The organism is Dietzia sp. IBK-p2-15D (genome assembly GCF_057773105.1).
Map to the genome: position 1 here is coordinate 82,803 of NZ_JBYMTK010000011.1, position 21,563 is coordinate 104,365.

Here is a 21,563-nt window from a genome sequence, read left to right on the forward strand (position 1 = left end):
GTGGGAGCCGCCGCGGCGCGCCCCACCGCTGGTGTGGCGCGTCAGCGTCCGCGGAAGACGGGGGGCCTCTTCTCGGCGCGCGCGGCCCGGGCCTCGGCCATGTCCTCACTGCCCCAGGCCCGGAGCTGGAGCTCGGTGTGCTCGTCCCGCGGGAGCAGCCGGGCGTCGTCGTCGTTGATGACGGTCTTGATATGCCTCAGGCTCAGCGGCGCCGAGCGGGCGAGCTCCGCCGCGAGCTCCATCGCCGAATCCATGTCACCGATCTCGTTCGCCAGGCCGATCCGGGCCGCCTCCTCCGCGCCGACGGGGCGCGCGGTCATGAGGACCGAGCGGGCGTGCCCGCCGCCGACGACGTTGGCGAGACGCTTGATCGTCCAGTTGTCGAGCGCCAACCCCACCTTGACGACCGGGACGGCGAAGACCGCGCCCGGTGCCACCACCCGGAGATCCGTGGCCAGGGCGAGCTGCACACCGGCGCCCACGGCCGGTCCGTTGACGGCTGCGATGACCGGCACGGGAGCCGATTCGACGGCCCGGAGCATCCCGGCGTGGCAGTCGTAGAAGTCCGAGTTGTACACCCCGCCGGACAGGTCGGCCCCGGCGCAGAACGCGGTTCCCGCGCCCGTGATGACGATCGCCCGGACCGGATCCTCGGACTCGGCCTCCGCCCCGGCGGCCTCGACGGCCTCCCGCAGCGCGGTACACACCTCGGCGTCCAGGGCGTTGCGGGTCTCGTGACGGTCGATGGTGACGACGACGACTGCGCCGTCCCTGCGGGTGACGATCATGGCGACGGGGCCTCCTCTGCGGGACGGGGGGTGCGGCGGCGCACCCCTGCGCCGAGGATACCGGCTGGTAGTCGCCCCCACCGTACGATGCGGTCATGGCGCGAACGGGAGCACTGCAGATCCTCGACCTGGTCCTCGATGACGGTTCGTTCCGACCGTGGGACGGCGCTCCGGTACGCCCGCCCCACGTGGACTCGGTGCCCGGGTACGAGGACTCCCTGCGGCGGGCGGCGGAGAAATCGGGAGTGGACGAGTCCGTCATCACCGGCGAAGGAACCCTGCTGGGGCGACGCGTGGTGCTCATCGCATGCGAGTTCGATTTCCTCGCCGGCTCCATCGGGATCGCCGCCGCCGAGAGGATCGTCTCGGCGATCGAACGGGCGACCGCCGAGGGCCTGCCCATCCTCGCCTCCCCCACCTCCGGTGGGACCCGGATGCAGGAGGGCACGATCGCATTCCTGCAGATGGTCAAGATCTCGGCCGCGGTGGCGGGACACAAGACCGCTGGCCTGCCCTACCTCGTCTATCTGCGGCACCCCACCACCGGCGGCGTGTTCGCGTCCTGGGGCTCACTGGGGCACGTGTCCGTCGCGGAACCCCGAGCACTCATCGGGTTCCTCGGACCCCGCGTGTACGAGGCCCTCTACGACGCCCCCTTCCCCGACGGCGTCCAGGTCTCGGAGAACCTCGCACGCCGCGGGATGATCGACGGTGTCCTCCCTCCCGAGGGCCTGCGGGACCTCACCGCGCGGGCGTTGCGGGTGCTGTGCCAGGACCCGCCCTCCGACGACGAGCCGGCCCCACCGCCCGGCCCCGTACCCGAGCCGGAGCCCGACGACGGCACCCCACCCGACGCCTGGGACGCCATCACCCGGTCCCGCCGGCACGACCGCCCGGGCGCCCGCGCCTTCCTCGACCGGGTCGCACCCACCCGCGTCCCGCTGTCGGGGACGGGGCAGGGAGAGGACAGTGGGTCCCTCCTGCTCTCCCTGGCGCGCTTCCGGGGCCAGTCCGCGGTCGTCCTGGCCCAGGACCGCGATGCGGAGAACGAGACGAGCCCGCTCGGTCCGTCCGCGTTGCGGTCGGCCCGCCGTGGGATGCGGATCGCGGCGGAGATGGGCGTTCCGCTGGTGTTGCTCATCGATACCCGGGGGGCCGCGCTGTCCCGGGAGGCGGAAGAGGGCGGCCTCGCGGGCGAGATCGCCCGGAGCCTCGCGGACCTGGTCACGCTGTCCAGCCCGACCGTCTCGGTGATACTCGGCCAGGGCACCGGCGGGGCCGCCCTCGCGCTGCTCCCGGCCGACCGGGTCCTGTGTGCACGGCACGGGTGGCTCGCACCGCTCCCGCCCGAGGGCGCCAGCGCCATCCTCCACCACGAGACCTCCCGGGCGCCGGAGGTCGCCCGATCGCAGGGGATCACCTCCGCCGACCTGCTGGGAGCCGGGATCGTGGACGTGGTGGTCCCGGAGAGGCCCGACGCCGCCGACGAACCGGATTCCTTCTGCGACCGGATGGCCGATGCCGTCGCCGCGGCCCTCCTCGAGGTCCGCAGGCGCCCCCCTGAGCGGAGGTATGCCGAGCGGATGATGCGGTATCGGGAGCTCGGCCTGCCACTAGAGTGAGTCCTGTCACAGCCCGTCGGCCCGGCCGGCGGGCACGCTCCCACCTGTGAGGGGAACTCCCGATGTCGGACTCCACCGCCTCGTCCTATGCCGCCGCCCACCGGCTCTCGATCAGCGATCCCGACGCGTTCTGGCTCGACGTCGCGGCGGATATCGACTGGACCACGCCTCCGACCACGGCGGTCGACCGCTCTCGCCCGCCGTTCTACCGCTGGTTCCCGGACGGGGAGCTGAACACCTCCTACAACTGCGTGGACCGCCACGTCGAGGCGGGCCGGGGGGACCAGGCCGCGTTCATCTACGACTCCGCCGTGACCGGGGTGAAGGAGACCATCACCTACGCCCAGCTGCTGGACCGGGTCGAGGAGTTCGCCGGAGCGCTGGCCGCCGAGGGCGTCGGGCGGGGCGACAGGGTCGTCATCTACATGCCCATGGTTCCCCGCGCGGCCGTCGCGATGCTCGCGTGTGCCCGGCTCGGTGCGGTGCACTCCGTCGTCTTCGGGGGCTTCGCCGCCCCGGAGTTGGCGATTCGTATCGACGACGCGCGCCCGAAGGTCATCGTCACCTCCCACGGCGGGATCGAGCCGACCCGCAAGGTGCCGTACTTCCCCATGGTGACCAAGGCTCTCGAACTCACCCGGCACACCCCCGGCGCCGTGATCGTGGCCCCGCGTCACGAGCAGTTCCCCGACGAGGCCTTCCCGGAGACGCCGGGCACCACCTGGAGCTACTGGGATGACGCCGTCGCCGCGTCCGAGCGGGCGGCCCCGGTGCCCGTCAAGGCCACCGACCCCCTGTACATCCTCTACACCTCCGGTACCACGGGCCTGCCCAAGGGCGTCGTGCGGGACAACGGTGGCCATGCGGTCGCGCTCGCGTGGTCGATGTGGAACGTCTACGGGGTCCGGCCGGGTGAGGTGTGGTGGACCGCCTCGGACGTGGGCTGGGTGGTCGGCCACTCGTACATCGTCTACGCACCGCTGTTGATCGGTGCGACGTCCATCATCTACGAGGGCAAGCCGGTCGGCACGCCGGATGCCGGTGCCTTCTGGCGGGTCATCTCCGAGCACCGTGCCACCGCGCTCTTCACCGCCCCGACCGCCGTCCGCGCGGTGCGCAAGGAGGATCCGGAGGGCGCCGAGGTCGACAAATACGACCTGTCCTCCCTGCGCACGCTGTTCTGCGCGGGTGAGCGCCTGGACCCCGACACCTACCAGTGGGCCACCGACAAGCTCGGCACGCCGGTGGTGGACAACTGGTGGCAGACCGAGACAGGGTGGCCGATCGCGTCCAACCTGCGCGGTCTGGAGCCGATGCCGATCAAGGCGGGCTCGCCCACCGTCGCCGTGCCCGGGTACGACCTGCACGTTCTCGACGGCGAGGGCAACCCGCTGCCCGCGGGCGAGGAAGGCAATCTCGCGATCAAGCTGCCCATGGCACCGGGGACGCTGGCGGGGCTGTGGGAGGACGACGAACGGTTCGTCTCCTCGTACATGTCGGTCTTCGACGGGTACTACTCGACCGGGGACGGCGGGTACATCGACTCCGACGGCTACGTCTACGTGATGGGCCGGACCGACGACGTGATCAACGTGGCCGGCCACCGCCTGTCGACCGGGTCGATGGAGGCCGTCATCGCGACCCACCCCGCCGTGGCGGAGGCCGCCGTGATCGGGGTCAGGGACGAGCTGAAGGGCCAGCGGCCCGTCGGGTACGTGGTCCTCAAGTCCGGCCAGGTCCGGGACCCCGAGGAGCTGCGGGCCGAGCTGGTGGCGATGGTGCGTGACGAGATCGGGGCGGTGGCCACGTTCCGGGACTGCACGGTGGTCCAGGGGCTGCCCAAGACCCGGTCGGGCAAGATCCTGCGCAAGACCATGCGGCAGATCGCCGACGGCCAGCAGGACGTGGTGGTGCCCTCGACGATCGAGGACCCGGCCGTGTTGGACGCGCTGGCGCCTTTCCTGCGACCGAGGAAGTAACCCGGACCTACGCGCCGGTTCTGCACGGCTGCGCGGGGGTGCGCGTCCGCCTGGGACCAGTCCGGGCGCGTAGCCCCCGTCTATGCGGGCAGAACGGGCACACACCCCGGGCTCCCCACGGTGCGCGTCAGCCCGGGCGAGGCGTGCGACGTCCGCCCCGCCATCTCCGCCCTGCCGGCCCCCCTACCGACGCCGATCGCCCCGCCCTCCGTGGGGAGGACGGGGCGATCGGGTCTCCCGGCTACGGGAGGAGGGCTCAGGCGTTGAGCAGGTCGATGACGAACACCAGGGTCTTGCCGCCGAGCGGGTGCAGCGCCGCGGAGGTGCCGTAGGCCTTGTCCGGCGGGATTACCAGCTGGCGGCGACCGCCGACCTTCATCCCCGGGATCCCCTCCTGCCAACCCTGGATCAGGCCGTTGAGCGGGAAGGTGATGGACTCGCCGCGGTCCCAGGAGGAGTCGAACTGCTCACCGGTCTCGTAGTCGACCCCCACGTAGTGGACGGTGACGTTGCCGCCGGCGACCGCCTCGGCACCGTCCCCCACCGTGATGTCCTCGGCGACGAGGTCGGTGGGCGCGGGGCCCGTCGGCATGTCGATCTCGGGCTTGTCCATGGTGTCTCCTCCTGGAGTCAGGTTCCCGGGTTCAGCGCTGGCTGATCGGGGTGAAACTCCGCTCGGCCGGGCCGGTATAGACCTGACGCGGGCGGTTGATCTTGGTGGACGGATCCTCGCGCATCTCGCGCCAGTGCGCGATCCACCCGGGCATACGGCCGAGCGCGAACAGCACGGTGAACATCTCCGTCGGGAAGCCCATCGCACGGTAGATCAGGCCGGTGTAGAAGTCCACGTTCGGGTAGAGCTTGCGCTCGACGAAGTAGTCGTCGGCGAGCGCCGTCTCCTCGAGCTTGAGCGCGATCTCGAGCAGCGGGTCGTTGCTCTGCGACAGCAGCGCGTGCGCGTGCTTCTTGGCGATCTGCGCGCGCGGATCGTAGCTCTTGTAGACGCGGTGGCCGAAGCCCATCAGCTTGACGCCGTCGACCTTGTTCTTGACCCGGTCCATGTAGTCGGTGGCGTCGCCGCCCTCCGAGTCGATCCGCTCGAGCATCTCCAGCACGGCCTGGTTGGCGCCTCCGTGCAGCGGACCGTACAGCGCGTTGATGCCCCCGGTGATCGAGGCGTAGAGCGGGGCCTCGGAGGAACCGACCATGCGGACGGTGGAGGTGGAGCAGTTCTGCTCGTGATCGGCGTGCAGCACGAGGAGCATGTCGAGGGCGTCGGCGACCTCGTCGGTGACCTCGTAGTCCGGGCCGAACGTCATCCGCAGGAAGTTGCGGACGTACCCGAGCGACGGGTCCGGGTCGATGGCGTCCTTGCCGCCCCGGATGCGCTCGATCGCGGCGGCCAGGGTCGGGCCGCGTCCGAGGAGTCGGGCGGTGGCCAGGTCGACGGCCTTGGGGTCGTCGATGTCCAGGTCGTCACCGTGGGTCCCGAAGAGGCTCACGCCGGCCGATAGGACGGGCATCGGGTGGGTGTCGCGGGGGAAGGCCTGCAGCAGCGGCATCATCTGGCCGGGCAGCGTCGTCTCGGCGAGCACCTTCTCGGTGAACTCGGCGAGCTGGGCCTCCGTGGGGTCCTCACCGTAGATGAGCAGGTAGGAGACCTCGAGGAAGGACGCGTTGTCGGCGAGCTGGTCGATCGGGTACCCGCGGTGGCGGAGGATGCCCTCGTTGCCGTCGATGTAGGTGATCGAGGAGGTGCACGCGGAGGTGTTGACGAACCCGACGTCCAGGGTCGTCATCCCCGTCTTGGCCAGCAGGGAACCCAGCTGCACCGCGTCGCTTCCGCAGGTCGCTTCCACCACATCGAGTTCGAGCTCACCGCCGGGGTAGGACAGTGTTGCATTGCGGTCCGAACCGTTCGAGCCTGCGGTCACGCGATTCCCTCTCCGACGACTGGTCCCGGCGGCCTGAATCCCGCCACGAATGTGCTGTGCCACACCCTACCGTGAGGGCGGAGCACGGTTCGAAGGGAGTTCTCAGACGCTCCCCCCACGGCCCCACAGCCTGTCTGGACGCGGGTGGTCAGGGCTGGAGCCTGCGGGCCGTCCACGTCTCCCCCGCCAGGAGGCACTCGACGCGGTCGTGGAAGCGGTCCGGACCGCCCTGCCAGAACTCGACCCGTTCGGGCACCAGCCGGAACCCGCCCCATCTGTCCGGCATGGGGATCTCGTCGACGCCCGCCAGTCGCCGCTCCGCGGTCGCGTACAGCGACTCCAGCTCCTCGACGGATTCGGCCGGTCGGGACTGCTCCGAGGCCCACGCCGAGACCTGCGACCCCCGGGGCCGCGTGCGCCAGTAGTCGAGACTGTCCGCCCGGTCGACGGGACGGCACGGGCCCTCGATGTGGACCTGGCGTTCGGCCACCAGCCACGGGAAGGTCACCGATGCGTACCCGGTCTCCGCCAACTGCGCGCCCTTGCGGGACGTCGTCGTCGTGAAGAACGTCACCCCCCGCTCGTCGGCGCCCTTGCACAGCACCGTCCGGGTCGAGGGCCGGCCGTCGGCACCGACGGTGCCGAGCACCATCGCGTTGGGCTCACGGACACCTCGACGACCCGCCTCCTCCAACCACGCGGTGAACAGCGGCAGCCACCCGTCGTCCAGGTCGGCGACGTCCAAGCGCGGATGCAGGCCGTACCCGACCCGCATCACGTCGAAATCGGTCGGTTCCAGGGCGGGTTCCTCCATGACCCAGACGGTACTCCGGGCCACCGACGGGCCGGACTACGATGGACCACGTCCCACACCCCGACCGAACGGCACCCCAAGAGCATGAGCGATCAGCTGCCCACCATCCCCGCCGACCTCAAGCCCGCCGACGGCCGCTTCGGCTGCGGCCCGTCCAAGGTCCGTCCCGAGCAGATCGCGGCCGTGTCCGACGCCGCCACCACCGTGATGGGCACCAGTCACCGGCAGGCCCCGGTCAAGGATGTCGTGGGCCGCGTGCGCGACGGCCTGTCCTCGTTGTTCTCCCTGCCCGACGGCTACGAGGTCGTGCTGGGCAACGGCGGCACCACCGCGTTCTGGGACGCCGCCGCCTTCGGACTGGTCCGCGAGAAGTCGCTGCACCTGACCTACGGTGAGTTCTCCTCCAAGTTCGCCAAGGTCACCGGCGGTGCGCCGTTCCTGGCCGACCCGATCGTCATCTCCTCCGAGCCCGGTTCGGCCCCCGAGCCGACCTCGGACCCGTCGGTCGACCTCATCGGCTGGGCCCACAACGAGACCTCGACCGGCGTCATGCTCCCCGTGAGCCGTCCGGCCGGCTCGGACAACGCGCTGGTGGCGATCGACGCCACCTCCGGCGCCGGCGGGCTGCCCGTCGACATCGCCGACACCGACGTCTACTACTTCGCCCCGCAGAAGTCGTTCGCTTCGGACGGTGGCCTGTGGGTGTCGATCATGAGCCCGGCCGCGCTCGCGCGGGTCGACGAGATCGCCGCCACCGACCGCTGGTGCCCGGACTTCCTGTCCCTGCCGACCGCGGTGGACAACTCGCGCAAGAACCAGACGTACAACACCCCGGCCGTGGCCACGCTGATCATGTTCGCCGAGCAGATCGAGTGGATGAACTCCCAGGGCGGTCTGGACTGGTGCGTCGCGCGCACCAAGGACTCGTCCTCGCGCCTCTACGACTGGGCCGAGGCCAGCGACTACGCCACCCCGTTCGTCACCGAGGCGGCCCACCGCTCGCAGGTCGTGGGCACCATCGACCTCGACGAGAAGATCGACGCCGCGAAGGTCGCCAAGACGCTGCGCGCCAACGGCATCCTCGACACCGAGCCGTACCGCAAGCTGGGCCGCAACCAGTTGCGCATCGGCATGTTCCCGGCGATCGAGCCGGAGGACGTCACGCAGCTGACCCGTTGCATCGACCACGTGGTCGGCCAGCTCGCCTGATCGGCGTCCTCCGGGGCCACCCGCGCAGCATCGTCTGCAGTTTTCCGCAGCCCACCCGGCCCGTCCGCGCGCCGGGTGGGCTGTGCTGACCTACCATGTGGATCAACGCCCAGGACCCGGGTGCGCGCCACTCGACCCCTCGAGCCGCCCACGGGACCGCGAGGAGTCGAGGAGGCGGCATGCGGAAGCTGAGGATCGTCGGTGTGGACACCGAGTCGTCGGTCGTCGAATGCGAGGTCCCGGACTCCGGCGAGAAGTTCTCCCTCCCACTCGATGATCGTCTGCGGGCGGCCGCCCGTGGTGAGTTCGTGCCCGGCGGTGGGTCCGGTCGGGCTCCCGTGACCGGCACGCTGCGCCCCCGCGAGATCCAGGACCGCATCCGGCACGGCGCCTCCCCGGAGGAGGTCGCCGCCGACGCCGGCGTGTCACTGTCGCGGATCCAGGGGTTCGCCGTGCCGGTGTTGTTGGAACGCGCCAACGCCGCCGACATGGCCAAGGGCGCCCATCCGGTGCTGCCGGACGGCCCGGCCCTCAACACGCTCGCCGACCGGGTGGGTGCCGCCCTCGACCGCCGTGGCGTGGACCCGGACCTGGTCGTCTGGGACGCCTGGCGTGACCGGTCCGGTGGGTGGGTCGTCCGTACCTCCTGGCCGGCGGGCCTGTCCGACGACGCCAGTGCGACGTGGTCGTTCGTCCCCGACTCGCACGGCGGTTCGGCCCGGGCCCTCGACGACGAGGCCGAGAACATCCTCGACCCCTCGCGCGCGACGGCGCTGCGCTCGGTCTCGTCTCCTCCCCCGCTGCCGCCGGGCCCGCCGCCGATCCACGCGGTCCCCGCGCCGTCCGCCGCGCCGGCCACCCCAGCCGGATCGTCGACACCAGCCGGACCGTCCACCCCCGCCGCATCCGCCCCTCCCGCGGGGACGGGACCGGTGGCGTCCGGGCGGTCGGAGCCGACGTCCGGCGCCTCGCGCCCCGCGGGGGTGCGTGGCGGGAACGACAACGACGACGACGACAACACCGACAACGAGGACTTCCTCCAGCCCACGCCCACCGAACCCGAACGACGCCCCTCGCGCCGTCATCCCACGATGCCCTCGTGGGAGGACGTCCTGCTCGGGGTCCGCGGTAAGGACGACTGAGTCCGGTCATGGGACACCACGTCGCAACCTTCTGGTATCTGGCCACGGACGATCCCGCCGCACCGATCCGGGCGGGACAGCCGTCCGACCCCGGTTTCGCGCGACGTCTGCTGTCGCGGCTGTTCCCCACGGTCACGGTGGCGTCCCTGGGCGCGTTCCCGCTCAACCGCTCGGCCTCGGCCGGGCCGGGGGAGATCTACGTGGGCTCGTTCCCGGGACTCACCGTCGTCCAGACCCCGATGGAGGGGCCCATCACGCCGTCCGCCACCCCGGAGTCGTGGCTGAAGCTGGTCGAGGCGCCCACCATCCTGCTGTTCGCCCAGGATGCGGAGGACGGGGTGAGCGGATTCGCCCGGTGGGAGTCGGGGCGGCTCGTGCGAGCGTTCGCCGGGGCCGACGACCGGATCGTCGAGGACGAGGGCATGCCCCTGCCGTTCGAGAGGCCCTACTGGGCCGGCGAGTTCCCGCTCGACACGGCGACCGACACCCCCTTGGCGTTGCCGTTCTCGCCGTCGTCACTCCTCCACGCCGCCCACCGCGACTGGCTCGGCTTCGACCTGGAGCCGGGGGGTCTCGACGTGCCGGTCCACGGGTTCGCCACCGACGGTCGCCGCGAGGTACGCCAGCACACCCCGCTCTCCGGGCCGGCGCTGCACGTCGTGGGGATGCCGGGCCGCGCCGAGCTCCACGCGGCCGCGAGGCGTGCCGCCGGCGTCGGGTCCGACACGGACGCCGATGGCGACAGCGCCGCCGGCGGGCCCTCCCCCTACGCCGACGACGACTACGAGCGGCTCCCCTCCGGATCCCGCGGGCCGGGCGGGGGTGCGCGCGGCGGCCGGATACGGAGCATCGCCGGCCTCGTCGGTGACGCCGTGCGCCGGGGCGCGGACTCGGTGTCCCGCCGCCGTCGCGACGGCGGATCCCGCTAGCGGGTCGACGCGGCCCGTCGCGAGCGGGTCAGTCCCGGCGGGACCGCTCGTAGAACGCGACCGCCGCGGCGGTGGCGACGTTGAGCGAATCCGTGCCGTCGGTCATGGGGATCGCGGCCCGCACATCGCAGGCACGCATCGCGTGCTCGGTGAGCCCCGGGCCCTCCGCGCCGAGCACGAACGCCACCCTGTCGGCGTCGACGGCCCGGGACAGCGGGGTGTCGGCGGACGGCGTCAGGGCGACGGTCCGGAAGCCCCGCTCCCGCAGGTCCTCGAGCGAACGCTGCCAGGTGGTGGGCGTGCCGGGCAGGTGGGCGAACGGCAGGCGGAGCACGTGTCCCATCGACACCCGCACGACCCGCCGGTAGAGCGGGTCCCCGGCGGCCGCCCCGAACAGCACGCCGTCGACCCCGAGGGCAGCGCAGTTGCGGAAGATCGCGCCGAGGTTCTCGGGGTCGTTGACGCCCTCGAGCACGACGAGCGTCCGCGCGCCGTCCAGCACCTCCTCGACCGGCAGTGGTGCGGGCCGGTCCGCGGCGGCGAGGATGTCGCGGCTGGACCGGAAGCCGATCACCTCGCTGAGGACGTCCTTGGTGGTGCGCAGGTACACCGCGTCGCCCGCGCGCTCGTCGGCGTCCCACCCCTCGGCGGCGGCCTCCCTGCGCAACTGGTGCAACCGCGCGTCGGTACCCAGGAGGACGTGTGGCCGGAAGCGCGAGAGCAGCATGCGGCCCACGACGTACGTGCCCTCGGCGATCACCAGTCCCCGCCCGCCGGGCAGGTCGGGCCGCCGGTCGGAGTTGTTGAGGTCGCGGAGGTCGTCCAGCCTGGGGTCGGCGGGGTCGGAGACGTCGACGACGTGCACGGTTCGGTCGCTCCTCCCGCCGGCCGGTCAGGCCAGCGCGTCGGTGATGGGACCGATCGCGAAGTACACGACGAACGCGACCGCGACGATCCAGAGGATCGGGTGCACGGTGCGGCCCTTGCCGGTGGCCGTTGCCATGACGACCCAGGCGATGAAACCGATCCCGATGCCGTTGGCGATGGAGTACGTGAACGGCATCGCCACGATCGTGAGGAACGCCGGTAGCGCGACCGCGAAGTTGGTCAGGTCGATCGCCTTGATCTGCGAGATCATCAGCGCACCCACGATCACCAGCGCGGGCGCGGCGGCCTCGACCGGGACGACCTCGTACAGCGGGGTGAAGAACATCGCCAGCAGGAACAACCCGCCCGTGACGACGTTCGCCAGGCCCGTCCGGGCTCCCTCGGCGATGCCGGAGGCGGACTCGAGGAACACCGTATTCGACGACGACGAGGTCAGACCGCCGGCGACGGCACCGAATCCCTCGACGACCAGCGCGGCCTTCATGTTGGGCAGGTTGCCCTTGTCGTCCATGAGCTCGGCTTCCTTGCCGAGGCCGGTGAAAGTGCCCATGGCATCGAAGAAGTTGGCGAGCAGCAGGGTGAAGACGAACAGTCCCGCGGCCAGCGGCCCGATGCGGACGAACGCGCCGATGAGGTCCACCTGGCCGATCAGCGACAGGTTCGGGATGCCCCCGAGAGAATCGGGGATGCCGGGGACCGCGAGGCCCCAGCCGGTCGGATTGGGCTCGCCGTCGACGAAGGACGGGCCCGCGTCCGCTAGGGCCTCGACGATCACCGCGAATACCGCGGTGACGACGATGCCGATGAACAGGCCGCCGCGGATCTGGCGTGCGACGAGGATTCCGCAGAGCAGGAGACCGACGACGAAGACGAAGGTGGGCCACGAGGCGATCGACCCGTTGATGCCCAGCCCCACCGGGACGGTCGTGCCGGCCGCGTCCGGGAGGCGGCGGACGAAACCGGAGTCGACGACACCGACCATCGCGATGAACAGGCCGATGCCGACGGCGATGGCCGCCTTGAGCTCGCCGGGCACCGCGTTGAACACGGCGGTGCGGAACCCGGTGACGGCGAGGATCACGATGATGATGCCCTCGATGACCACCAGGCCCATGGCCTCGGCCCAGGTCACCTGCTGCGCGATGGTGACGGCGACGAGCGAGTTGATCCCCAGGCCCGTGGCGAATGCGAAGGGGTACCGCGCGATCGCACCGAACGCGATGGTCATCACGCCCGCCGTGAAGGCGGTGACCGCGGCGATCTCGACGATCGACAGCTGGTTGCCCTCGACGTCGGTGCCCGAGCCGAGGATCAGCGGGTTGAGGATGATGATGTAGGCCATCGCGAAGAAGCTGACGAGCCCGCCGCGGACCTCGCGGGACACCGTCGAGCCGCGCTCGCTGATCTTGAAGTAGCGATCGAGCGCCCCGACCTTGGTGGGGGGCTGCGACGGGGCCCCGGTGCTCTGCGACATCTGGTGACCTTCCTGAGCTGTGGGTGAGGAACCGTCATAGAGTAACCGCCCCGCCGCCTGCGGTAGCGTCGCGGTCATGACGGACGAGTCGACAGACCCGGGGGTCCCCCGGATTCCCGCCTACCTGCTGGACCCCCGACCCGTCGTCATCATCGGCACCCTGGCGTGGACGTTGGCCCTCCTGACCCACATGCTCATGGAGGAGGTCGACATGCGTTCGGTCATCCTGGGCGCGGTCGGCGTCGGCGTCGGGGCGGTCGGCACGATCGTCTACGCACTGCAGCGCCGGGCCGTACTACGCGGCAGCGCGGGTGCCCAACAGGGCCTGGACTACGACCTGGACTGAGCGGGTCAGTCCGCAGACGTGGGCTCGTCGACAGACGTCTCGGCGTCCCCACCCTCGTGGGGGGCGGCCGCACCGGACGCGGCGTGGCCGGACGCAGGGTGGCCGGACGCGGCCTGATCGTCCGTGCGGTCATCGGCGGCGGAGCGGGCACGTGCGGTCGCGGCGAGCTGCTGGGGCAGGACCACCACGTCGACGGCGGCGTCGTCGTACGCCTCGGCAACAGCCGGCCCGGTGTCGGAGGGGATCTCGACCTCGCTGTGGGCGCCGCAGCCGTACTCGAGGTGGACGACCTGCCCGTCGGCGGAGAACTCGTTGGCGCAGACGCCGAACAGGGCGCCCAGGGACCCGGCCACGGGCACCAGGAACCCACAGGTCCCACAGTGGTGCTTGGCGGCCCGGGCGATCTCGGTGTCCGGTCCGCGCTCGACCGTCCACCGGTCGGCGGCGGCGGCCCGCCCCTCCCAGCTCAGGTGATGCGGTCGGCCGAGACCGATCGGCCCCGCGGCCTCGTCCAGCTCGTCGTCGCCGTTCAGCGTGTAGCCGGGGACGAGCCGGTCGTCGTCCTCGGGCGGCGGGAGCAGATCCCCGGCGCCGAGGTCCCCGGGCCGGATGCGCCGATCCCACGGCACCCACTCGGGGGCGACCAGCGCGTCCGCTCCCGGGAGGAGCGCGATCTCGTCGACGGTCAGGTCACCACCGGGCACGAGCGCGAGGACGCAGGCCCAGTACCAACCTCGGTACCCGGGCAGTTCGGAGGCGAACCGGTGCGTGGTGGTGAACTCCGCCTCGACGGTGCTGCCGAGGTGCTCCCCCACACCCTCCGCGGCGAACTCCTCGACCGCCGACCGGGCCACGTCGACGCCGGAGGCCAGCCGCTCACGCAGCGCGCCGTCGAAATCCGACCCCTGATCCGTGCCTACCCCGGTGTTCACCCCTCCCATTATGCGCATCTCCGCGTGGAGGTCACGGCCCGGCCCGTCGTGCGGCATCCTGGGGGGCATGCGCAGCGCCCTCGGCCCGGTCGGCCCCCTCGTCGTGTCCCTGAGCCTCGTCGCCGCACTCACGGCGTGTTCCTCGGACGACGGAGGAGCACCGCCCGCCACCACCTCCGCCGGCGCTTCCCTGGCCTCGTCGAGCGTCCCCTCCGGCTCGGCCGCCGGGAGTTCGGCGGCCCCCCGGGTGCCGGTCGGGCCGTCGGACCCGCAACCCGCGCGCGGCTCGGTGGAGGTCGTGCGCACGCTCGAGCACGACCCGTCCTTGTTCACCCAGGGGCTACAGGTGGTGGGCGACGAGATCTACGAGTCGACGGGGCGGGTCGGCCGTTCCGTGGTCCAGCGTCGACCGCTGGGGGGTGGCGAGCCCGCGGTGACCGTCGCCATGGCGGGGGACGAGTTCGGCGAGGGCCTGGCCGTCACCCCCGACACCCTGTGGACCCTCACCTGGCAGAAGGGCATCGCCCACAACCGCGACCCGCAGACCCTCGAGGTGCGCTCCGAGGTCCCGTACGAGGGCGAGGGCTGGGGCCTGTGCTCCGACGGCACGGCGCTGGTGATGAGCGACGGCTCCGACACCCTGACCTTCCGCGACCCGACGACCTTCGAGCCGACCGGACGCGTGTCGGTGACCTCCGGGGGCACGCCGGTCACCCGGCTCAACGAGCTGGAGTGTGCGGACGGCTCGGTCCTCGCGAACGTGTGGATGACCGACGAGATCGTGCGGATCGACCCCGCCACGGGGCAGGTCACCGCCATCTACGACGCCGGGCAGCTCCAGCAACCGCGGCCCGCCGACCCCGATGCCGTGCTCAACGGGATCGCGGCACTGCCGGACTCCGGGAACGTCCTGCTCACCGGCAAGCTGTGGCCGACCATGTACGAGGTGCGCCTCGTTGGGTGAGCGTACCGCCGGTCCCGCGCGCCGCGCCGCCTCCTCCGCCGGACGGGGCGTGCGCCGGGTCTTCCACGCCGACGGCGCGGACCGTTCGGGACTCGCTCCGCTCAGCTACGTCACGGTCGCCAACTTCGCCTGCGACGCGATTCTCGCCGTGGCCCTGGCCAACACCCTGTTCTTCTCCGCCGCGACCGCGGAGTCCCGCGCCAGCGTGGCGCTGTACCTCCTGGTCACGGTCGCGCCGTTCGCGCTGATCGCGCCCGTCATCGGCCCCGCCCTGGACCGCCTCCACCGGGGCCGACGTCTCACCGTCTCACTGACGTTCACCCTGCGTGCGGTGCTCGCGGTGATCCTCGCGTTGAACTTCGACTCCTGGCTCCTGTACCCCCTCGCGCTCGGCATGCTCGTGTTGTCCAAGACGTTCGGCGTCGTCAAGGCGTCCATCACCCCCCACGTGCTGCCCCCGACCCTGGACCTGGTCCGCACCAACTCCCGCCTGACCGTGCTGGGGCACGTCTGCGGCAGCCTCATCGCAGGGGCCACAGCCGGCGCCGTGGCATGGCTGTGGGACTCCGACGCCGCCCTGTGGTTGCTCGCAGCGGTCGCCCTCGTCGCGGCCTACGTCGCCGTGACCATCCCCGCGCACGCCGAGGCGTCCCGGGACGAGGAGTCCGCCACCCTGCGGATGGAGCGGGGCCCGAGTCTGACCGGTGACCTCCGGGCGGTCCTCACGCGGCCGCTGGGCAGGAACGTCCTGGCGAACCTGTGGGCGGTGTCGCTCCTGCGTTTCATGACCGGCTTCCTCACCCTGTTCCTGGCGTTCATGGCCAAGGCCCAGGAGGACGCCACCGCGATCGAGCAGGCCGGCCTCCTGGCGATGGCGGGCGCCGCCGGCGGGCTGGGTACCTTCGCCGGCAACGCCGTCGGTGCGCGGCTCCCGCTGGGCCGGCCCGAACGGATCGCCGGCACGGCCGCGGGGGCGGCCCTGGCGACCGCCGTCGTCGCCGCGTTCCTCGGGACCATCTGGGCCGCGGCCGTCCTCGCGCTCGTCGCGGCGGTGTGCAGCGCCCTGGGCAAGGTCGCCCTCGACGCGTCGGTCCAGACGGACATCCCGGACGCCGCACGCTCCTCGGCCTTCGGTCGCTCCGAGACCGCCCTGCAGGTGGCGTGGGTCCTCGGCGGAGCACTGGGCGTCCTCCTGCCGACCGACTTCACCGTGGGGTTCTCGGTGATCGCCGTGGTCGGCGCCCTGATGTTCGCGCAATCGCACCTGACCGGCCGCGGGTCGACCCTCGTCCCCGGCCTCGGCGGCAACAGGCCGCGCTTCCCGGGCCCGCCGCGCGACCCGGGTGTGGCCGACACCCGGCCCCTCGGCAGAATGAGGGAGTGAGCTCCCGCAACGAGACCCCGTCGACCGGCTCCCGTATCCGTCCCATCACCTGGGCGATCGCGGCGTGGATGATCATCATGATCGCCGCGATCGTCGGCGCCTGGCAGGGTTCGGAGGCCCGATACGGTGCACTACCCGAGGTGACCGTCGCGAGCGATCGCAGCCAGGTGACCGTGCTGCCATTCACCGCGACCGACCTGGACGGGAACACCTTCACCAATCCGGTCGGCGAGTTCCGGGTGCAGGATGAGGACATCCTCACCGTCCGGCTGCCCGGAGAGCTGCGTGCGTCGACGATGGACGTCTACGAGATCCGCGCCGACGGCTCCCGCGACTACACCGTCGAGGCCGGCGGGCCGGGCCAGCTGCTGGTGCCCGTGACCACCCCGGAGGAGGGCCGGATCGAGGGCCTCGCCATCCGTGCGGTCGCGATCGTCTATGCCGCCGACGGGTCGGAGTCGATCCTCAACGGCGAGTGGTCGGTGCGCTTCACCTACGCCGACTGATCCGTGGGTCAGGCGTCCAGCTCGCGCGCGACCGCGCGGAGCACCGACGCCACCCGGCCCGAGACCTTGGCCTCCGGCCGGTGACCACGGCGCAACTCGGGCTGGACGGTCGACTCGAGCACCTTGATCATGTCCTCGACCATCCCGTGCAGCTCGTCCGCCGAACGTCGGGGCCCGCTCCTCGGGGCCCGCTCCTCCGCGACCGTCGGCTCGTCGTGGACCACCACGCGCAACGCCTGGGGGCCGCGGCGCCCGGAGACCATGTCGAACTCCACGCGCTGGCGCGGACGCAACGTCTCGACCCCCGCGGGCAGCGCCTCGGAGCGCACGTAGACATCCTCGCCACCCTCCTGGGACAGGAAGCCGAAGCCCTTCTCCGCGTCGTACCACTTGACCTTGCCGCTGGGCACCGCGAACCACCTTCCGACCGGACGCGGCATACGCGACCGACAACCATGACTGATGCCCCGAGACTACCCTCGTGCGCGTTGGTGCCCACCGCGAGGCGAGCGGTAACCTCCCCGTGTGACCGCCGACGATCGACGCCCCGCCGACGACCCCTGGACACCTGACGCCGCGGCGTCCACCCGGGCAGCCGACCCCGTGCGGCCACGACGCCGGGGCCTGTTCGTGACGGCGCTCGTCATCTTCACGATCGGGGTGCTGTTCACCGTCGCGGCGGCGCTGACCCCGTTCGTGCTCGGCCGCGACGCGCCGACCCTCCTGTATCTCGGCGCGATGCTGTTCACGCCGGTCGGGTTCCTGCTGGGGCTGCTCTACGCCATCCTCGGCTCGCGACCGCCCTCGGTGTGATCAACCACACCCTCCCGCGAACACCGCTGGTAACGAGCCGATAACGGCACGCACGTCAGCCCCAGACTGCCTCGGTTTATTTCAGAATGGTGACGATCCGGCATCGGACCGCTACAGTTTCGTAGCAGACTCGTCAGCGAGTCGGCATCGGACGCACCTACCGAACCCCGCCCAGCGGCCGATGCCACAGTGACCATTACCCGGGCGGGGACGGGGGACCCGACAGGGCCCACCACGGGCCCGGCGACCGATGGTCGCCTTGGGGTGAAGCCGCCACCGGCGGCCGGACGCACTCGTCCGAACCCGACAGCTCACCCCGTAGGCACAGAGTGAAAAGGACTGACGACATGACCTCTTACACCGGACGCCACCGTGCCGCCGCCGCCTCCTCAGCGCCCAGGAACGCTGTGAAGGTCGTCCTCGCGGGCACCGCGTTCTCCGCCGCCGGCCTGGCCCTCGCGCCGGCCGCCAACGCCGCCCCCGACTCCGACTGGGACCGCCTGGCCCAGTGTGAGTCCGGCGGCAACTGGGGCATCAACACCGGGAACGGGTACCAGGGCGGCCTGCAGTTCTCGCCGAGCACCTGGGCCGCCTACGGCGGTACGCAGTACGCCCCGACGGCCAACCAGGCCACGCGCGAGCAGCAGATCGCGATCGCCGAGAAGACCCTCGCCGGTCAGGGCTGGGGCGCCTGGCCCGCCTGCTCGGCCAAGCTGGGCCTGAACTCCGCGCCGACCCCGCGCGACCTGTCCAACCCGGCGCCCGCGCCGGCCCCGCGTGCCCACGCCCCGGCCGCGCCCGCCGCCCCGGAGGCGGTCACCGCCGCCGATCACGTGGCGACCTTGTCCTCCTTCGCCGAGGGCCGCGGCATCGTGCTGCCGATCGCCGACACCTACGAGGCCAACCGGGACGCCGTCGACGCCGCCTACGCCGGCAACCAGGACCTGGTGGACGGCTTCTTCGCCACCTACCTGGCCAACTGACGCGTCACCCGCGCAGCCCCGGTCCACGGACCACGAGGAAGGGCCGCCACCCCCTGCAGGGAGTGGCGGCCCTTCCTCGTGTGTGAGTGCGTCGCGCTCAGCGGGTGCGGACGGTCCTGTTGACCACCGTCTCCGGGTGGAGGTAGCCCAGCCGATGCTGCGGCAGCGGGAAGGTCTCCTGCCCGAAGGGGGACAGGCCTCCCGCGACCAGCGCGGCGAGTTCGGTCACCGGGTGCTCGCCGAACGAGGCGTCGGGCCATCCCGGGTTGTCATGGGTCAGATTCTTCTTGGCAGCCACGTGTCCAGTGTCTCACCTCGCGGGCGTCCCGTCAGCATCCGGGTCGTATCGGACCCGGACGGTCCTCACCGCCGCCGCGATCTCACTAGGCTGGGACGGATCATGCCGAGTTCCCGAGCCTCCTCCCGCCGTGTCGCCCCCCGCCGTGCTGGTTCCCCCGGTGCCGCCGGCGACGAGCCGGACTTCCCCGCGTGGCTGGCCGGACTGTCCGATGACGCGCTCGTCCGCGTGTGCGAGTCGCGTCCAGATGTGGCCACCCCTCCCCCGGCCTCGATCGACGTGCTCGCGTCGAGGCTGCGGTTGCCGGCGTCCACCGCCCGCGCGCTGGGGACCCTGACGTGGCCGGAGCTCGTGGTCCTGGCCACCGCCGCCGCGGTGGGAGCCGATTCCGGGACGGTGCCGCTGGGCGCGGTGTCGGGCCGATTGGGTGTCGACGACGACGAGCCCGTCTTCCACGCCGCCCTCGCCCGTCTCCGCGACCTCACCCTGCTCTGGGGCGGAGGGGACCATGTCCGGATGGTGCCCGTCACGGCGGTGGCCGTCCGGTCGGCCCCGGTGGTGGCGCCGCACCCCGGCGAGCCCGCGGGCGCCGCCCTCGACGTCGCCTGGGGCGGCCTGTCCGCTCCGGCGGTCGGGGTGCTCGAGGCGATCGCCCGCGGGCGCACCCCCGTCGGGGCTCTCGGCGCCGGGGCGTCGGAGCCGGTGCGTGCCGCCGCGACCGAACTGGCCGGCGCGGGGCTCGCGGAGGTGACCGGTGGGGACGACGGCGAGGTGGTCGTCCCGCGTGCCCACGCGCTGGACCGGGCCCGCCACGGCGCCCGCGACGAGGGATCGTCGCTGCTCCACGCCCCTGCGTGGGCCGCTCCGAGGGCCGGGGCGGCCGCGGGCGGGGCGGGCCGGGTCGACGCCTCCGGCGGCGTCGCGGCCCTCGAGCTGCTGCACCGCTGCGACTCGGTCCTCTCCGCCCTGTCGACCGCCCCGGCCGCCACCCTCAAAGCCGGCGGTGTCGGGGTGCGCGAACTGCGGCGGGTGGCCCGCGCCTCCGGCCTCGTCGAGCGCGAGCTCCCCCTGCTGCTCGAGGTCCTCGCGGCCGCGGGACTCATCGCGGTCGGCGACGCCGACGTCGGCGACGTGGCCTTCGACTCGGTGTGGGCGCCCACCGAGGCCGCCGACGTGTGGTCGGCCCGCGAACCCGCACGCCGCTGGGCCGAGCTCGTCCTCGCGTGGTGGTCCATGCCGCGGACGCCGTGGAGGGTCGGGTCCGAGATCGAGGGCGGCGGCACCGTGCCCGCACTGGGTGAGCCCATCGGCCCGCCCGGACCCACCGAACGGATCCGGGTCCTGAAGGCGCTGGCCGCCCTGGACCCCGCAGCGGAGCCCGACGCCACACTGCTGACGGAGGTGGTGCGCTGGTCCTCGCCGGTGTGGTTCTCGCGTGCGGGTTCCCGGCCCGTGGCCGAGACCGTGGCGGAGGCGCGTCTGATGGGACTCGTCGTCGGGACCACCGCCACCAGCGCGGCCAGGGCCCTCGCCGGCGACACCCACGCACCCGTCGCCGGAGCCGCCACCCACACCGCCACCACCCATGACGGCACCCCCGCCCCCGGCGTCGAGGACCTCGAACCGGTCCTCGTCGCCGCCCTGCCAGACCCGGTCTCGGAGGTCATCGTCCAGGCCGACCTGACGATCCTCGCCCCCGGCCCGCTCGTGCCCGAGCTCGCCGCGGAGTTCGCGCTCCTGGCCGACGTCGAGTCGGCCGGCGCCGCCACCACCTACCGCGTCACCGAGACCTCCGTGCGTCGCGCACTCGACGCCGGGCGCACGGCGGCGGGGATCCGGGACCTGCTCGCCCGGACCTCCGTCACCCCCGTCCCGCAATCGCTGGACTACCTCATCGAGGACGTGGCCCGTCGTCACGGTCGGCTGCGGGTGGGTACCGCCCTGTCCTTCGTCCGGTGCGACGACCCGTCGCTGGTCGCCCAGGTCCTCAGCTCCCCGGTGGCCGAGAACTGCGCACTGCGGACCGTCGCGCCGACCGTCCTCATCTCCCAGGCCCGGCCGTTGGACCTGGTGGAGGCCCTGCGCGAGCACGGGTTCTCCCCCGTCGTCGAGGACACGACCGGCGCCGTCGTCGCCCTGACCCGGCCGGTGGCCCGTGTCCGGGAGAGCCGCATCACCCGCGCGCCCCGCGTCCCCACGCGCACGGCCACCCCCTCCGAACTGCGGGCGGCCGTCGCGGCGATGCGCTCGGCCGACCGGGTGCGCTCGGCGCGGGGTACTTCAGGGGGCGCGTACACCGGCGAGGCCGCCATCGCCCGCCTGCACGACGCGGCGAGCACGGGCACCGCCGTCACCGTCTCGGTCGTCGACGCCCAGGGCCGGTCCACCGCGCGACTGCTCGTGCCGGCCTCCGTCGGCGGGGGTCGGATCGAGGGGATCGAGCCCGATTCCGCCGAGCCCGTCACCCTCCCGCTGCACCGCGTGATCTCCGTCTCCGACGTCGACCCGACCCGCTGACCCGGATTCCTGGACAATGGAGGGTCGGACCCACGCGGGTC

The 21,563-nt window shown here is 72.3% G+C and carries 21 protein-coding genes and 1 riboswitch; of the genes, 12 read left to right on the forward strand and 9 right to left on the reverse strand.

Annotated elements, in window-relative coordinates; all coding sequences use genetic code 11:
- Positions 1-41: 41 nt before the first annotated feature.
- On the reverse strand, positions 42-788 hold the full coding sequence (locus AC3DEV_RS14245) for an enoyl-CoA hydratase (RefSeq protein WP_119193201.1): 747 nt from the start codon (positions 786-788) through the stop codon (positions 42-44).
- A 95-nt stretch (positions 789-883) separates the two neighbouring features.
- Between AC3DEV_RS14245 and AC3DEV_RS14250 the strand changes: the two genes are divergently transcribed.
- Both AC3DEV_RS14250 and AC3DEV_RS14255 read left to right on the forward strand, forming a co-directional pair.
- Positions 884-2,410 (forward strand): carboxyl transferase domain-containing protein, encoded by a 1,527-nt coding sequence (locus AC3DEV_RS14250; protein WP_488372519.1) that lies wholly within the window; start codon positions 884-886, stop codon positions 2,408-2,410.
- A 62-nt stretch (positions 2,411-2,472) separates the two neighbouring features.
- Positions 2,473-4,389 (forward strand): propionyl-CoA synthetase, encoded by a 1,917-nt coding sequence (locus AC3DEV_RS14255; protein WP_185951318.1) that lies wholly within the window; start codon positions 2,473-2,475, stop codon positions 4,387-4,389.
- Between the two features lie 256 nt (positions 4,390-4,645).
- Here AC3DEV_RS14255 and AC3DEV_RS14260 read toward each other — a convergent pair whose 3' ends face one another.
- The 3 genes from AC3DEV_RS14260 to pdxH form a co-directional block, all read right to left on the reverse strand.
- Positions 4,646-5,002, reverse strand: a complete 357-nt coding sequence (locus AC3DEV_RS14260; protein WP_067712656.1) for an FKBP-type peptidyl-prolyl cis-trans isomerase — start codon at positions 5,000-5,002, stop codon at positions 4,646-4,648.
- Positions 5,003-5,033: 31 nt separating this feature from the next.
- Positions 5,034-6,323 carry a citrate synthase gene (locus AC3DEV_RS14265; protein WP_096905937.1) on the reverse strand — a complete coding sequence of 430 codons (1,290 nt, stop codon included), beginning with the start codon at positions 6,321-6,323 and terminating at the stop codon, positions 5,034-5,036.
- A 148-nt stretch (positions 6,324-6,471) separates the two neighbouring features.
- Positions 6,472-7,137, reverse strand: a complete 666-nt coding sequence (gene pdxH, locus AC3DEV_RS14270; protein WP_478218684.1) for a pyridoxamine 5'-phosphate oxidase — start codon at positions 7,135-7,137, stop codon at positions 6,472-6,474.
- A gap of 84 nt (positions 7,138-7,221) precedes the next feature.
- Between pdxH and serC the strand changes: the two genes are divergently transcribed.
- The 3 genes from serC to AC3DEV_RS14285 all read left to right on the forward strand — a co-directional run bounded on the left by serC (position 7,222) and on the right by AC3DEV_RS14285 (position 10,417).
- Complete coding sequence (gene serC / locus AC3DEV_RS14275; RefSeq protein ID WP_488372520.1) at positions 7,222-8,346, forward strand: phosphoserine transaminase; 1,125 nt, start codon at positions 7,222-7,224, stop codon at positions 8,344-8,346.
- A gap of 179 nt (positions 8,347-8,525) precedes the next feature.
- Positions 8,526-9,488, forward strand: a complete 963-nt coding sequence (gene sepH, locus AC3DEV_RS14280) for a septation protein SepH (protein ID WP_154830363.1) — start codon at positions 8,526-8,528, stop codon at positions 9,486-9,488.
- An 8-nt stretch (positions 9,489-9,496) separates the two neighbouring features.
- On the forward strand, positions 9,497-10,417 hold the full coding sequence (locus AC3DEV_RS14285) for a DUF6928 family protein (protein WP_185951314.1): 921 nt from the start codon (positions 9,497-9,499) through the stop codon (positions 10,415-10,417).
- Positions 10,418-10,445: 28 nt separating this feature from the next.
- Here AC3DEV_RS14285 and AC3DEV_RS14290 read toward each other — a convergent pair whose 3' ends face one another.
- Both AC3DEV_RS14290 and AC3DEV_RS14295 read right to left on the reverse strand, forming a co-directional pair.
- Entirely contained in the window at positions 10,446-11,282 is an 837-nt protein-coding gene (locus AC3DEV_RS14290) for a TrmH family RNA methyltransferase (RefSeq protein ID WP_067712671.1), read from the reverse strand.
- A 27-nt stretch (positions 11,283-11,309) separates the two neighbouring features.
- On the reverse strand, positions 11,310-12,779 hold the full coding sequence (locus AC3DEV_RS14295; protein ID WP_067712674.1) for an NCS2 family permease: 1,470 nt from the start codon (positions 12,777-12,779) through the stop codon (positions 11,310-11,312).
- Between the two features lie 76 nt (positions 12,780-12,855).
- Between AC3DEV_RS14295 and AC3DEV_RS14300 the strand changes: the two genes are divergently transcribed.
- Positions 12,856-13,125 carry a DUF2530 domain-containing protein gene (locus AC3DEV_RS14300; RefSeq protein WP_488372521.1) on the forward strand — a complete coding sequence of 90 codons (270 nt, stop codon included), beginning with the start codon at positions 12,856-12,858 and terminating at the stop codon, positions 13,123-13,125.
- A gap of 5 nt (positions 13,126-13,130) precedes the next feature.
- On the opposite strand, the gene AC3DEV_RS14305 is transcribed toward AC3DEV_RS14300, so the two are convergent.
- Complete coding sequence (locus tag AC3DEV_RS14305; RefSeq protein WP_396444538.1) at positions 13,131-14,066, reverse strand: DUF3027 domain-containing protein; 936 nt, start codon at positions 14,064-14,066, stop codon at positions 13,131-13,133.
- A gap of 58 nt (positions 14,067-14,124) precedes the next feature.
- Between AC3DEV_RS14305 and AC3DEV_RS14310 the strand changes: the two genes are divergently transcribed.
- The 3 genes from AC3DEV_RS14310 to AC3DEV_RS14320 are packed head-to-tail and all read left to right on the forward strand — an operon-like array spanning position 14,125 to position 16,911.
- Positions 14,125-15,021, forward strand: a complete 897-nt coding sequence (locus tag AC3DEV_RS14310) for a glutaminyl-peptide cyclotransferase (protein WP_396444533.1) — start codon at positions 14,125-14,127, stop codon at positions 15,019-15,021.
- Positions 15,014-16,405: an MFS transporter gene (locus AC3DEV_RS14315; protein ID WP_335672888.1), complete on the forward strand. Its 1,392-nt coding sequence runs from the start codon at positions 15,014-15,016 to the stop codon at positions 16,403-16,405. The genes AC3DEV_RS14310 and AC3DEV_RS14315 overlap by 8 nt, the downstream gene beginning before the upstream one ends.
- The gene (locus AC3DEV_RS14320; RefSeq protein ID WP_488372522.1) at positions 16,402-16,911 is read left to right on the forward strand and encodes a DUF2771 family protein; all 510 of its coding nucleotides are present in this window, start codon (positions 16,402-16,404) and stop codon (positions 16,909-16,911) included. Before AC3DEV_RS14315 ends, AC3DEV_RS14320 begins: the two co-directional genes overlap by 4 nt.
- An 8-nt stretch (positions 16,912-16,919) precedes the next feature.
- Here the strand turns inward: AC3DEV_RS14320 and AC3DEV_RS14325 are convergent, their stop codons facing one another.
- Positions 16,920-17,321, reverse strand: coding sequence for a cold-shock protein (locus AC3DEV_RS14325; protein ID WP_067712771.1), 402 nt, complete (start codon positions 17,319-17,321; stop codon positions 16,920-16,922).
- Positions 17,322-17,436: 115 nt separating this feature from the next.
- Here AC3DEV_RS14325 and AC3DEV_RS14330 point away from each other — a divergent pair, with 115 nt between their 5' ends.
- Entirely contained in the window at positions 17,437-17,724 is a 288-nt protein-coding gene (locus AC3DEV_RS14330) for a hypothetical protein (protein ID WP_067712686.1), read from the forward strand.
- A 181-nt stretch (positions 17,725-17,905) separates the two neighbouring features.
- Positions 17,906-18,063, forward strand: a riboswitch (cyclic di-AMP (ydaO/yuaA leader).
- Positions 18,064-18,071: 8 nt separating this feature from the next.
- On the forward strand, positions 18,072-18,707 hold the full coding sequence (locus AC3DEV_RS14335) for a transglycosylase family protein (protein WP_132063566.1): 636 nt from the start codon (positions 18,072-18,074) through the stop codon (positions 18,705-18,707).
- A gap of 97 nt (positions 18,708-18,804) precedes the next feature.
- On the opposite strand, the gene AC3DEV_RS14340 is transcribed toward AC3DEV_RS14335, so the two are convergent.
- On the reverse strand, positions 18,805-19,005 hold the full coding sequence (locus AC3DEV_RS14340) for a hypothetical protein (protein ID WP_067712692.1): 201 nt from the start codon (positions 19,003-19,005) through the stop codon (positions 18,805-18,807).
- A gap of 102 nt (positions 19,006-19,107) precedes the next feature.
- On the opposite strand from AC3DEV_RS14340, the gene AC3DEV_RS14345 reads away from it, so the two are divergent.
- The gene (locus AC3DEV_RS14345; protein ID WP_488372523.1) at positions 19,108-21,522 is read left to right on the forward strand and encodes a helicase-associated domain-containing protein; all 2,415 of its coding nucleotides are present in this window, start codon (positions 19,108-19,110) and stop codon (positions 21,520-21,522) included.
- Positions 21,523-21,563 lie beyond the last annotated feature (41 nt).

Coding starts and splice junctions, on each gene's coding strand:
- AC3DEV_RS14250 (WP_488372519.1), top strand. CDS start 884: ATGGCGCGAACGGGAGCACTGCAGATCCTCGACCTGGTCCTCGATGAC.
- AC3DEV_RS14285 (WP_185951314.1), top strand. CDS start 9,497: ATGGGACACCACGTCGCAACCTTCTGGTATCTGGCCACGGACGATCCC.
- sepH (WP_154830363.1), top strand. CDS start 8,526: ATGCGGAAGCTGAGGATCGTCGGTGTGGACACCGAGTCGTCGGTCGTC.
- serC (WP_488372520.1), top strand. CDS start 7,222: ATGAGCGATCAGCTGCCCACCATCCCCGCCGACCTCAAGCCCGCCGAC.
- AC3DEV_RS14305 (WP_396444538.1), bottom strand. CDS start 14,066: ATGGGAGGGGTGAACACCGGGGTAGGCACGGATCAGGGGTCGGATTTC.
- AC3DEV_RS14335 (WP_132063566.1), top strand. CDS start 18,072: ATGACCTCTTACACCGGACGCCACCGTGCCGCCGCCGCCTCCTCAGCG.
- AC3DEV_RS14295 (WP_067712674.1), bottom strand. CDS start 12,779: ATGTCGCAGAGCACCGGGGCCCCGTCGCAGCCCCCCACCAAGGTCGGG.
- AC3DEV_RS14345 (WP_488372523.1), top strand. CDS start 19,108: ATGCCGAGTTCCCGAGCCTCCTCCCGCCGTGTCGCCCCCCGCCGTGCT.
- AC3DEV_RS14245 (WP_119193201.1), bottom strand. CDS start 788: ATGATCGTCACCCGCAGGGACGGCGCAGTCGTCGTCGTCACCATCGAC.
- AC3DEV_RS14260 (WP_067712656.1), bottom strand. CDS start 5,002: ATGGACAAGCCCGAGATCGACATGCCGACGGGCCCCGCGCCCACCGAC.
- pdxH (WP_478218684.1), bottom strand. CDS start 7,137: ATGGAGGAACCCGCCCTGGAACCGACCGATTTCGACGTGATGCGGGTC.
- AC3DEV_RS14310 (WP_396444533.1), top strand. CDS start 14,125: ATGCGCAGCGCCCTCGGCCCGGTCGGCCCCCTCGTCGTGTCCCTGAGC.
- AC3DEV_RS14300 (WP_488372521.1), top strand. CDS start 12,856: ATGACGGACGAGTCGACAGACCCGGGGGTCCCCCGGATTCCCGCCTAC.
- AC3DEV_RS14255 (WP_185951318.1), top strand. CDS start 2,473: ATGTCGGACTCCACCGCCTCGTCCTATGCCGCCGCCCACCGGCTCTCG.